The organism is Streptomyces sp. NPDC097640 (assembly GCF_040302705.1).
In the GTDB taxonomy this organism is placed as follows: domain Bacteria; phylum Actinomycetota; class Actinomycetes; order Streptomycetales; family Streptomycetaceae; genus Streptomyces.
This window is the reverse complement of record NZ_JBEOSB010000009.1, coordinates 361866-373415: the sequence shown is the minus strand read 5'-3', so window position 1 is coordinate 373415 and position 11550 is coordinate 361866. Positions and strand designations below refer to the sequence as shown.

Below are 11550 nucleotides of genomic sequence, written 5' to 3'. Positions count from 1 at the left end.
TCCGCGCGGGGTTCGCGGCCGCGGCGCCGGTGCCGACACCGGCGCCGGCGAGGATGGCGACGCCGATCTGCTCGTCCAGCACCCGCACCACCGCGGCAGCGGCCGCGGCGTGCACCCGCACCTCCAGATCACCGGCCGCACGCCCCAGCCGATCACCGATGATCACCCGCATCTGCTGCTCGATCTGGTCACAGGCCATCAGCCAGGCCGTACGCAAGGCCGGTTCGGTGTCGGCCAGCCGGATCATCTTCATCGCCAGCATCTCATCCGCCAGATCGACCGGCCGCGTCTCGTACTGAAGCCGCACCAGCTCCCCCACCAGGTGGTCCTCGAGAGACCTGTCCTTCGGCCAGCTGCGCAGCACACTCATCAACGTAACGACGCCCTGCATCACGATCGGCTCGGCACACGCCTCCTTGCTCCGGAAATGCCGCCAGATCGTACGCGTCGACAACCCCACCGCATCCGCGATCTGATCACCACTCGTCGCAGCCACACCCTGCTTCCAGAACAGACGCGCCGCCTCCCGCGAGATCTCCAACCGCAACCGCGAACGCCGCCGCTCGCTCATCCCTCCCGCAGGGCGGCTCTCCGTCGCCATGGCACTCATCAACCCTTCTCCTCTCCAAAAATGAACCGATGCGCGGCAGTGCGCGGCCGGCGGTGGTGTTACCAGCTGAGAGCGTTGTCCATCGACTGCTGCCAGTACGTGACGCTCAGGGAGTCATCGACGTAAAGGCCCTTGGCGGGCAGAGGCGGATGGGCGGCCCATGAAGTGTCCTCTCCGGCGCGGTCCTGGAAGGTGACGGCGAGAGATTTCACGGTGCGGCCGTTCGTGCCGCTGCCGTCGGTGGCCGACAGGTTCACGGCGGCGTAGCCGGACTCGCCCGGGGCGAGTCTGACGACGACCCGCGGCTTGGAGTCCTCGTTGACCGGCGGCACCGACTGGGCCTTGCCGAAGCGGACGGCCGGGTAGCCGTAGAGGTCGCAGGGGGCGCTGCCGGTGTTGGTGACCGTGAGCAGCATATGGTTCACCGGCCGGTTCACCGGCGCCGCGACCGTCTTGATGCCGGAACCCCCGCAGACGACGGCCTTGTTGCCACCCCCACCGGAATGCCCCGTGGGCGCGTCCCCGTCATACCCCGAACCGACGCCCGACTTCGCGTACTTACCGGAGGCCGATCCGTCGCCGCACGCGGCCAGGGAGAGAACGGCGATCACGACGGCCGCGGCAGCGGTAGGCAGGCGGGTACGGGTGTCCCGGACACTGGACATGTGGGTGGTGCCCTTCTGTGGCGCAGTGGGGGGTGCTTGGATAACCGGAGTGTGTGGGGTGATCCATCCCAGCCGCCACGAAGGACCGGCAATTGGATACGCTGGGACACCGAAACAGGCTTTGACCAGGAGCGATCCAGGGAGCCTGGAATGCGGGAATGGGACGCGGCAGGCCACGTGGGACATGGGGAGGAACGGTGTCAGGGTCGATGGGGTCCACCGGAGCGACCGGGCCCACCGAGGACGCGGAAGCGTTCGCGGAGTTGCTGCGGGGGCTCAAGGAACGCTCGGGGCTGAGCTACGGGGCGCTTGCCAAGCGGCTCGCCATGAGCACCTCGACGCTGCACCGTTACTGCAACGGCAGCGCGGTGCCGACGGACTACGCGCCGATCGAGCGGCTCGCCCGGGTGTGCCGGGCGAGCCGCGAGGAGCAGGTCGAGCTGCACCGGAGGTGGATTCTGGCGGATGCGGCGCGGGCACGCAGGAGGCCGAGTCCGGGCGGAACAGAGCCGGAGGTAACGGCGCCGGGCGGAACAGAGCCGGAGAGAACGGCACCGGCCGGGGCGGGACCGGAGGAAATGGCGTCGGCACCCACCGGCAGCGAACTCCGCGAACCAGCCGGAAGTGACGAACCAGTCGTCAGCGGCGCCGCGCCGTCCGCCCCCGCGCGCGCCCGCCGGCGCCGCATCGCGCTCATGGCCCCCGTCGCCGCGGCCGGCGCTCTGGGAGCCGTCGCGCTCGCCGCGCTTCTGCCGTCCTTCAGAGGCGACAACGGCTACCGGAGGGCCGGGGACACCACCGTGGCCACCATCGCCGGCTCGGGGGACGAGACAGTCCCGGCCGACACAATCCCGGCCGCCTCGGACTCCCCTTCCCCGTCCCAGCCCGCGAAGAACGGCAAACCCTCGGCGTCGCAGTCCGCCGCCCACACCGGCGGAGTCACCACCGAGCAGGCCGAAGCGGCACCGGTCAAGGTCACCACCCGGCCCTACGCCTACAAGAGCCCGTGCGACCAGCACTTCCTCGTCGACAGCGAGCCCGAACAGGTCGGCCCGCCCGCCATCGAGCAGGACGCACCCCGCTGGGCCGCCGCGTACGGCGCGGTCCCCTCGGGGGACCAGCGCGTCGCCCTCTCCGTGCAGGGCACCGGGAAGGACACGGTCGTCCTGGAGGCGCTGCATGTACGCATCGTCACGAAGGGCGCCCCGCTCGACTGGAACGACTACTCGATGGGCGTCATCTGCGGCGGCGGTGGCGCCACCGTCAAGTCGGAGTCGTTCGACGTCGACCTCGACAAGGGCAGTCCCGGCATCACCGTCATCAACGGCACCCGCGACTTCCCGCGCAAGGTCAGCGAGTCCGACCCGGAGGTCTTCTACGTCACCGCCCGCACCAAAGCGCACGACGTCCGCTGGAACCTCGCCCTGGACTGGTCCAGCGGCGACCGCCACGGCACCGTGCTCATCGACAACAAGGGCACCCCGTTCCGCACCAGCGCCCGCCGCCCCGGCTACAACTACCAGCCGGGCAGCAGCGAGTGGGTCAAGCGGGGCGGCTAGTGCTGTGACCGCGGGCGGCCGGGTGGCGTGGTGTGGTACTCGTCGAGCCTGCCTGGGACGCCCGGAAATTCTTCATTTTCACCTACAACCCTTGGGGTCCCTCGCGAGTCTCCTGATCGCCAACCGTCTCGCGAAGCCGTGGCCGCCCTTCGGCGAACTCGCGGCAAACGCGGGCGGAACACACCCCATTGACTGCGGATGCCTGCCAGGCATCCCCCGCATGCCGCAGGAGAACCCCGCATGCACAAGCACCTTCGTATCGCCCTCGCGACGGCCGCCGCGGCCTCGCTGACGGGCGGTGTGCTCACGTTACCGACGACGACGGCCATGGCAGCGGACTCGACGACGGTCCCCCAGGCCGACTTCAACGGCGACGGCATCGGCGACGTCGCCTTCTCGGCCGCCGGCGCCTATGTGAGCGGCAAGGAGACCGCGGGCCAGCTCGTGGTGCTCTACGGCACTTCCACCGGTGTGTCGTCCGCCAAGCGGACCGTGCTCAGCCAGAACAGCGCCGGTGTCCCCGGCACCGCCGAGGCCAAGGACGCCTTCGGTGGCGAGACCGCCTACGGCGACTTCAACAGCGACGGTTACGACGACATCGCCGTGGCCGCGGCCGGGGAGGACGTGGGCGGCGACATCGACGGCGGCACCCTCGCCGTGCTGTGGGGCTCGGCCTCGGGCATCACCGGCACCGGTGTCACGATCGCGGACCCGGCCGCCTCGTCGCACGACTTCTGGGGCAAGAACCTGGCCGCCGGCGACTTCGACGGCGACGGGAAGGACGATCTGGCCGTCGGCAACTCGTCCAGCACCGTCTACGTCTACAAGGGCGGCATCAGCACCTCCGGCACCGCCGGCGGCCGCTACACGATCAAGCCCCCGATCCAGTCCGGCGGCAGCGCCCGGGGTCCGCTGAACCTCACCGCCGGTGACGTCAACGGCGACGGCCGCACCGACCTCGTGGTCGACGGCTTCGAGACGCAGACCGACTGGGGCTGGAACACCAACTACTACGTGCCGGGCACCGCGAGCGGCCTCAGCATCTCCTCGGCGAAGGCCCTCAAGCCAGGCGTGATCACGGCCATCGGCGACGTCAACGGTGACGGCTTCGGCGACATTGTCAGCGGCGCCTACTGGAACAACACGACGGACGACGGCACGACCATCCCGAACTCCGCTCTGGGCGGCGAGGTCAACATCACCTACGGCTCCGCCACCGGCCCCGGCTCGACCACGGGCATCACCCAGAACACCGGCAACGTCCCCGGCGGGTCGGAGAAGAACGACCTGTTCGGCTACGAGCTCGACCTGGGCGACATCAACGGTGATCACTACCAGGACATCGTCATCAGCGCCGCGGGCGAGGACCTGAACGGCGTCGCCGACACCGGCGCGGTCACCGTCCTGTACGGCTCGGCGAGCGGCCTGAACACCAGCTCCGGCGCCCAGTACTTCGCGCAGAGCACCGCGGGCGTGCCCGGCGACGACGAGAAGTACGACGGGTTCGGCGCCGACACCAAGCTCGACGACGTCACCGGCGACGGCAGGGCCGACCTGCTGGTCAGCTCCTGGGAAAACTCCGGCAACGGTGCGGTGACGTATCTGCCCTCCAACGGCACGAAGATCACCACAACCGGCGCCCGCTCCATCTCGCCGAGCGCGTCGGGTGTCTCCACCACCGGCACGCCGGAGTTCGGCGCCAACTTCGCCGACTGAGCACGCCCCAACCGCGGCCCCGGGCCCGCTCCGGGCGTGTGACATCTGTTCGACGACATCCGCACCGGCTGTCGTACGCGCCGATTATTCTGCCGGGGTGTCTGACGAACGTTTGATTCTGAGCAGCGTGGCGCCCGGCGGCCCGGTCCACGGCCTTTCCGTCGTCGATGTGGACGGGGAGCCATTGGTGGTGTGCACCGGCTTCTCCAAGCTGTGGAGCTGGGCTCCGCTGCGGGACGAATGGCTGGAGCGGCCCTTGGCGTCCCCCTTCGCCGAGGGCCCATTCGCCGCCGAGCACCCGGATGCCGAGAACGATATCGACTCGGTTGCCGCGGTCGTCTTCGACGGGCGCGTGGTGCTGGCCGCCGGGGGTGATGAGCAGGGAGCGGCCATCTGGGACCTGTACAGCGGCGAGTTGCTGCGTGGGATGGCCGACAACGGGCCCTACATCTCGTCCATCGCCGCGGTGGAGAACGAGGGGCCACCGCTGTTCGTGGCAAGCAGTGGGGTCCACTGGGACGGAGCCGAGGTGTGGGGGCCCGGCGAGGAGCCGTCGGTCGAGCTGGAGGCCGGACCCGTCTGGGGTCTCGCCACCGCGTGGATCGACGGCCGCTCGCTGGTCGCCGGTGGCGGGGAAGAGGGGGTGACGGTATGGGATGTCATGGATGGCGAGGAGCTCGCGTCGTTCTACGTGAACGACGGGGAAGCCGCATACGCTGTCGGTTTTTCCCAGCTCGACGGTCGTCCTGTCGTCGTGGCGGGCACGGACTCCGGAAAGGTATACGTGTTCGACCTGTCCGGGGGCGAAGACGGTGACCCGATCCACGAACCGGCTGTCGGTCATGAGGGCAGGATCAACGCCTTGGACGTCGCCATGGTCGGCGACCGTGCGGTCGCGGTGACCGGCGGCGAGGACGGGACGGTGCGGATCTGGGACCTCGCCGGCGGTCGACCGGTCGGGCCGCCGCTGACGGGCCACGATGCGCGCGTTGAAGCCGTGGCGGTCACCACGATGCGGGATCGCCCGGTCGCCCTGACCGCCGGTCGGGACGGCGTCATACGTGTCTGGGACCTGACTCTCTGACAATCCCGTGGGCACGGCGGCGTGGCTTCGGACCCTCGCCCGGTCGGCACGCACACAGCCGGCTACGACCTCGAGGGTCCGCGATCAGCCCTGGGCATCCAGGCCGTTGCGATCGAGTGCCGCTCGGATCTGGCCGAGCCATTCCGTGCCCAGCCGACGCCCGTTGGGGAATTCGTCGTCTCGATCCCAGCGCCACGTTGTGATCATCGCCAGCACCAGGATCCGGCACTCGCGCAGCACGTCCCGATCGACACCCGGGTAGTGCTCGCTGACTTCTTCGGGCGCATGGGCGAGGTCGAATTCGACGGGCCCACGGCAACACGTCTCGAAGTCTATGAACAGCAGCCCGCTCTTCGTGGTGAGCAGGTTGCCCGGGTGCGGCTCGCCGTGCAGCAGCTGCTCGGCGCCGGCGCGCTCACCGATCACTCGTCTCAGGCTTCGTAGCGTGTCGGCGAGCAGTTCCCGGTCCGCGTCGGCGAGCGCCGGAGTGAGGTCGGGGTTCGCCACGAGTTGTTGAGCCTGCTCGACTCGGTCCGTGAATCGCGGCGTCGGGACATCGAGCTCGCGCATGCCGGCATGCAGCCGCTCGAGCGCATGGGCGAAGTCGGCTGGTGAGACGTCTCGAGGTGTCACGGGTTCGTAGTAGGTCCATAGCGTGACCGCGAAGCCGTCACGCTCATAGACGCGTGGCTCCACTCGAGGGTCGAGAGCAGCCACGGGGCACCCGGATGCGGCGAGCCGCTGAGCAAGGTCGACTTCGAACTGTGCGACCTGATGCGCTACTGGTGCCACCCGGGCCAGGACGTCACAAGGCAGCAGACGCAGACTGAGCTTGTTCGAGTTATGAAGAACGATCGCGTCGTCGGCTGTCAGGCCATGTGATGAGGCGATCGACATGGCCGCGGCCACCGCACGCGAGACCTCTGACGCCTGCATCGTCGCCTGACCCCTCTCCCTTGAGCGCTGCCATGTCTCTCCAAGCGGTGCAACCTGCGCACCCTACCAACCAGGCACCCGGGGCGGGCTTACGGCTGCTCCGCGGCCCGGATGATGGCGGACTCGACGGCTGCCACCCGGTCGGCGAGCAGGCCGAGTGCGGCGACGGCTCGGTTGAGGGGGTCCTCCTCGGGGCCGCCGAGGGCCTGTGTGCGGACGTACGCGGCCTTCAGCTCGGCCCAGCGCTCCGCCTGGGCGGGGGTCGGCCTCCCGCGCAGCTCGGCCAGTTTCAGCAGGTTGGCCTCGGCTCCGCTGGTCAAGGTCTGGGCCTCTGCGGTGAAGTGGTCGTCGATGACGGCGGCGAGTTCGGCCTCGTTCATGACGGGCCGGACGCGTTGGGCGATCTTGTTCATGGTGCGGTAGGAGCCCTGGAGCCGGAAGGGCGGCTCGGTGCGGGTGGTGTCGGACTGCGCCGCGGAGGCGATGTAGGCGGCGTTGACCGCGAGAACGGTCTCGCGCGCGGTGAGCAGATGGCGCAGGACGGCCACGATCTGGTCCGCCTCGGCCGGGGCGTAGGGGTACGTGAGCTGGTCCGCGCGGGCGGTGGGGTCGTCCGCCGCGAGCCGCAGGAGCACGTCGAGGTCGTGGCGGTCTCGTCCGGCGAGCGGGGCCAGCACCGGGTTCGAGGTGAGCGCGTTCTCCAGAAAGCTGAGGGCGAAGACGTCCTGCTTACCGGTGAGGACGTCGCCGAGGTTCCAGACGTCGGCGCGGTTGGCGAGCATGTCGGGCACGCGGAAGCGGGCGCCGGACTCGGTGTAGGGGTTGCCGGCCATGCACACGGCGAAGCGCTTGCCGCGCAGGTCGTAGGTGCGCGGCTCGCCGTCCCACACACCGTCGACACGGCGGGTGGCGTCGCACAGCGGGATGAACTTCTGGAGCAGTTCCGGTGAGGTGTGCTGGATGTCGTCGAGGTACAGGAGGGTGTTGTTGCCCGCCGCGAGCGCGAAGTTGATCTTCTCGATCTCCCGCCGGGCGGTGGCGTTCGGGGCCTCGGCCGGGTCGAGCGAGGTGACGGCGTGGCCGAGCGCCGGGCCGCTGACCCTCACCAGCATCAGGCCCAGGCGGTCGGCGACGTATTCCAGCAGCGTCGTCTTGCCGTAGCCGGGCGGGGAGACGAGCAGGAGCAGGCCCCCGGTATCGGTGCGCTTCGTCTCACCCGTGGTGCCGAGCTGCCGCGCGAAGCTGTCGCCGATGAGCGGCAGGTACACCTCGTCGATGAGCCGGTTGCGCACGAAGGCCGCCATGGAGCGCGGGCGGTGGTCGTCCAGGCGCAGACGGGTCCGTTCGGCGGCCACCAGGGCGGTGCGCCGGCGCTGGTAGCCGCGGAAGGAGGGGACGTCCTGGTCGGCGAAGCGCCGCGTGCGGGCCAGGAATTCATCGATCCGGAGGAGCATGCGGCGGCCCGTGATGCGCGGGTGCGTGCCGAGCAGGCCCTCGACGGCCGTCTCCAGCACGGCGTCGGACGCGTGGCGGCTCAGGTCCGGGCACAGCTCGGCGGCCACCGCCTCCGCCAGGTCGCCGGCGGTGATCTCCGTGCCGGTGGCGGAGGCGTACGCCGACAGCCAGGCCGCGGCCAGCTGGCGGCGCGCGGCCAGGTCGTCGAGGGCGGCGAGGTCCTCGGCGTAGCCCGGGTCGCCCACTGTTCGGTGGAACTTGTCCAGCAGGGTGCGGGTGGCAGCGCTGATGGTGAAGCCGTCGGGGCCGGTCGTCAGCTCTTCGAAGAGGTACCCGGCGGACGCCGTGGGATCCGCGTCGGGGGACCAGGCGCCGATGGCCCGCGCCAACTCCTCCTCCAGTTCGGCGATCGCGGGCGTTTGGCCGAACGTGTCCCGGGCCCGGGCCAGGGAGCTCGCCCGGCGGGCCCATGTGGTCCGTGCCCCGGCCGTCGTGCCGTGTGCCCAGAACAGCTGGGCCGCGGCCCGGGCGGCGGGCTCGTGCCGCAGCGGGCCGGCCTGCTCGTTCAGGGGAAGGAGAGCGCTGAGGATCGCGGTCGCGTCGTGGTCGTGGATGCCGCGCTCGTAGCCCTCGTCGTAGGCCTCCTCCGCCGCCGCGCGTACCAGGGTGGGGAGGTCGGCCGCCGCGAGGGCCGCCGGCCCGTGCCGGCGCAGCAGTCGGGCGGCGAGGTGTTCGGCGCGGTAGACCCCGGGCGACTCGGACGGCAGGTGCCGGTCCCAGTAGGGGCGGGTGGCGGCGAAGTCGGGGTCGGAGACGGGTGAGCGGTAGTCGGTGCCGGTGAGGGCGAAGGCGAGGCCGTCGCCGTGCGGGACCAGGGTGAGGCCTGGGGGCTGGGTGGTGACGGCGAAGCGGTGGGCGCCCAGGCGGAGGGTGCGGCCGCCGTCGGCGAACAGGTCGGCGCGGTCGCGCAGCGCACGAACCGCCTCCTGACGCGCGGCCCGCAGCCGGCCGTCCAGTTCCTCCGCCCGTACCGGGTCGCCGAGTTCCCGCAGTTGGTCGGCCGTGCGGCGGACCTTCGCGACCATCGGGTCCGAGGTGAAGTACGTGCTGACCGCGTCGGCGTCCCCGAGCGTGGCCGCACGGCGGGTGATCGTCTCCAGGACGCGGTCGGCGGATACCGCGAGCTGTTCGGCGCGGCGCGCGCGGGCGTCCAGGAGGGTCTGCTCGCGGGCGGAGAACGCCTCGTAGATCTCGGTGCGCCGGCCGGCGAGTTCGCCGACGAAGTCGTCGAACTCCGCGAAGCGGGACTCCAGGTTCTCCAGCTGGGCCAGCACGGAGGCCAGGTGCGCCTCGCACTCCTCCGGAGTACGGGCGGCGGTGAGCGCACCGGCGACCGTCTGGCCGAGCAGCGTGAACTCGGCCGCGAACTCGGCGCGCCCCTCGCTGTCGCGCAGGGCCCGGCGCCGGGCGTCGAGAACGGCGCGGACCCGGTTGACGCCGCCGAACACCTCGGCGGTGCGCTCCAGCACGGATGTCCGTACGGTGGCGTCGCCGGTGTCGAGGCCGGCGACGACCTCGGTGACCGTGCGCAGCGCGTCGGCGAGACCGTCGAGCCGGGCCGCGACGGATGCGGCCTCCGCCACGCTGCGGATCGACTCGGCGTCGGCCGCGAGCTGTTCGACGTCCCGGTGGTGCCCGGCGAAGGCGTCCTCGCGGGCCAGAAAGGCGAGGGCGCGCTGCCCGAAGGACGCGAGGTCCGCCTCGGCCTCGGCGGCGAGTTCGTCGATGCGGGCGGTGTCCGCGTACCGCATGTCCTTCAGGGTCAGCAGGTGGCCCTGGGCGTGGCGGAGTTCGGTCAGCCCGCTCACCCAGGCGGTGGCCTCGCGAGGAGCCCCGCCGCGCAGCCGCCGCACCACCGTCGCGAGACGGCCGGCGGCCTGGTCGAGCGCTTCGGACGCCTGCCGGGTCAGCGTCTGAACGGTCTCGAACTCGGTGAGCACCTGCTCGGCCGTGTCCCGGACCGCGTCCAGGGGGGTGCGCAGATCGCCGAGTTCGGCCTCGCCCAGCCAGTGATGGGCGTCGGCCGCCCGGACGCAGGCCGCGACGAGCGCCTCGTACACCTCGCTCGTCGGCGTGGTCTCGGCGACCGCGCGGGCGAGGGACAGGCAGGTGGAGATGGCGCGTACGAGGTCGGAGTTGCCGATGCGGGCCAGCGGGCCCTCGCCCAGGGGCTGGGCGGCGGCGTAGGTGTCGGAGGCGTAGGGGGAGGTCCACACCTGAAGGGGGTGTACGCGGGCCGGCTCGGCACCGTCCGCCCGCAGCACCAACAGGGTGCCGTCGTCGAACAGGGCCCAGCCGTGGCAGGGCAGCGGGGCGGCGGCCTCCTTGCGGATGGTGTTGTACGACAGCAGCAGGCTGCGGCCCTCGGCACGCGCGTGGAACGCGTACAGCGTGTCCTCGCCGTACGGCGAACGCACCTCGCCCTCGAACTCGAGGTCCGATGTGTCGAGGTCGAAGGTCTTGTGCGCGCCCGTGGCCAGGCAGTAGCCGCCGGGGAAGACGACGCCCTGATCGTCGGGCAGCCGGCGGCATGCCTGCCCGACGCCGTCGAGGCGGATGACCGTCCTGGTGAGGGTGTTGAAGACCAGGTACCGGTGGGTGTCCTCCTTGTAGGGGCGGATCCGCAGCAGGATCAGCGCCCCCACGCGCGCGTGGGCGATGTCGGCGTCCGCGAGGGACTGGAGCGGCTCGTCCACCGGCTCGCCGAAGAGCTCCTCCCCCGCCTCCGTCCGGACGGTGAGTGCGCCGCCGACGGTGGAGACCAGGATCTCGCCCCGCACCCGGACCGTGGGGTGGCTGCCCAGTACGTGGTCCTCGCGGGTGGCCTCGGTCCACGCGAAGTCGTGGGAGGGCGGGAGCACGTCGTCGTGCTCGCCGCGGGGGTCGAGGAACGACGGCCGCCCGTCGCCGGAGACGGCCCAGCGCAGCACCTTGGTGTCCTCGGCCTTGTCGCCGGTCTGGAACACGGCCAGCAGCCTGTCCCCGAGTCGGCGGAGCCTGAGGAGGCGAGCCTGCCGGTAGTAGCGGTACAGAGCCTCGAACTCCCGCACGAAGGCCGGGTCGTCGAGGAGGCCGGGCACCGCGTCCTCGGGCAGCCGGGTCCGGTCCGCGTCATACAGGGCGAAGACGTCGCCCACGGCCGTCCCCGCGTGCGGACCGGAGGCGTCGTTGTAGCCGAGGAGCAGTCGGCCGCCGACGGACACGATGTCGCGGGGCACGCTCCCGCGCTCGGTGCGCAGCCGCTCGGTTCCGGTCAGTTCGAGCCGGGTGGCGCCGAACTCCGCGATGCGGCGGGCGTTCAGCGCCTCGGCCCGGCGGGCGAGCTCGGCGGCCTGCACGGCGAGCCGGTCGCGCAGCACCTCGTACGTGCCGGTGTCGACGGCGTCGTACGTCTCCGTGTCCAGGCCGGTTGCCATGGATCGCGATCCCTTTCGAAGAGGCGGTGCGGGAGCTGCCGTCCCCTGT

General features: G+C 71.2%; 7 protein-coding genes. 3 read left to right on the top strand and 4 right to left on the bottom strand.

Going from position 1 to position 11550, the window contains the following annotated elements; all coding sequences use genetic code 11:
* The coding region (locus tag ABTY62_RS17255) for a TetR/AcrR family transcriptional regulator (protein ID WP_352130248.1) at positions 1–571 on the bottom strand (571 nt) is incomplete at its 3' end.
* Between the two features lie 98 nt (positions 572–669).
* Positions 670–1275: a DUF4232 domain-containing protein gene (locus ABTY62_RS17250; protein ID WP_352130246.1), complete on the bottom strand. Its 606-nt coding sequence runs from the start codon at positions 1273–1275 to the stop codon at positions 670–672.
* Positions 1276–1484: 209 nt separating this feature from the next.
* Here ABTY62_RS17250 and ABTY62_RS17245 point away from each other — a divergent pair, with 209 nt between their 5' ends.
* The 3 genes from ABTY62_RS17245 (at position 1485) to ABTY62_RS17235 (ending at position 5634) form a co-directional block, all read left to right on the top strand.
* Complete coding sequence (locus tag ABTY62_RS17245) at positions 1485–2834, top strand: transcriptional regulator (RefSeq protein ID WP_352130245.1); 1350 nt, start codon at positions 1485–1487, stop codon at positions 2832–2834.
* A gap of 240 nt (positions 2835–3074) precedes the next feature.
* Positions 3075–4550 (top strand): FG-GAP-like repeat-containing protein, encoded by a 1476-nt coding sequence (locus ABTY62_RS17240; protein ID WP_352130244.1) that lies wholly within the window; start codon positions 3075–3077, stop codon positions 4548–4550.
* A 127-nt stretch (positions 4551–4677) separates the two neighbouring features.
* Positions 4678–5634 carry a WD40 repeat domain-containing protein gene (locus tag ABTY62_RS17235; RefSeq protein WP_352130243.1) on the top strand — a complete coding sequence of 319 codons (957 nt, stop codon included), beginning with the start codon at positions 4678–4680 and terminating at the stop codon, positions 5632–5634.
* 84 nt (positions 5635–5718) lie between these two features.
* Here the strand turns inward: ABTY62_RS17235 and ABTY62_RS17230 are convergent, their stop codons facing one another.
* Both ABTY62_RS17230 and ABTY62_RS17225 read right to left on the bottom strand, forming a co-directional pair.
* Positions 5719–6570, bottom strand: a complete 852-nt coding sequence (locus tag ABTY62_RS17230) for a phosphotransferase enzyme family protein (RefSeq protein ID WP_352130242.1) — start codon at positions 6568–6570, stop codon at positions 5719–5721.
* A gap of 89 nt (positions 6571–6659) precedes the next feature.
* On the bottom strand, positions 6660–11501 hold the full coding sequence (locus ABTY62_RS17225) for a DNA repair ATPase (protein ID WP_352130241.1): 4842 nt from the start codon (positions 11499–11501) through the stop codon (positions 6660–6662).
* Positions 11502–11550 lie beyond the last annotated feature (49 nt).

Bases quoted from the DNA above. Each gene is read 5' to 3' on its own strand.
- ABTY62_RS17250 (WP_352130246.1), bottom strand. From the start codon at position 1,275: ATGTCCAGTGTCCGGGACACCCGTACCCGCCTGCCTACCGCTGCCGCG.
- ABTY62_RS17245 (WP_352130245.1), top strand. From the start codon at position 1,485: ATGGGGTCCACCGGAGCGACCGGGCCCACCGAGGACGCGGAAGCGTTC.
- ABTY62_RS17240 (WP_352130244.1), top strand. From the start codon at position 3,075: ATGCACAAGCACCTTCGTATCGCCCTCGCGACGGCCGCCGCGGCCTCG.
- ABTY62_RS17230 (WP_352130242.1), bottom strand. From the start codon at position 6,570: ATGCAGGCGTCAGAGGTCTCGCGTGCGGTGGCCGCGGCCATGTCGATC.
- ABTY62_RS17225 (WP_352130241.1), bottom strand. From the start codon at position 11,501: ATGGCAACCGGCCTGGACACGGAGACGTACGACGCCGTCGACACCGGC.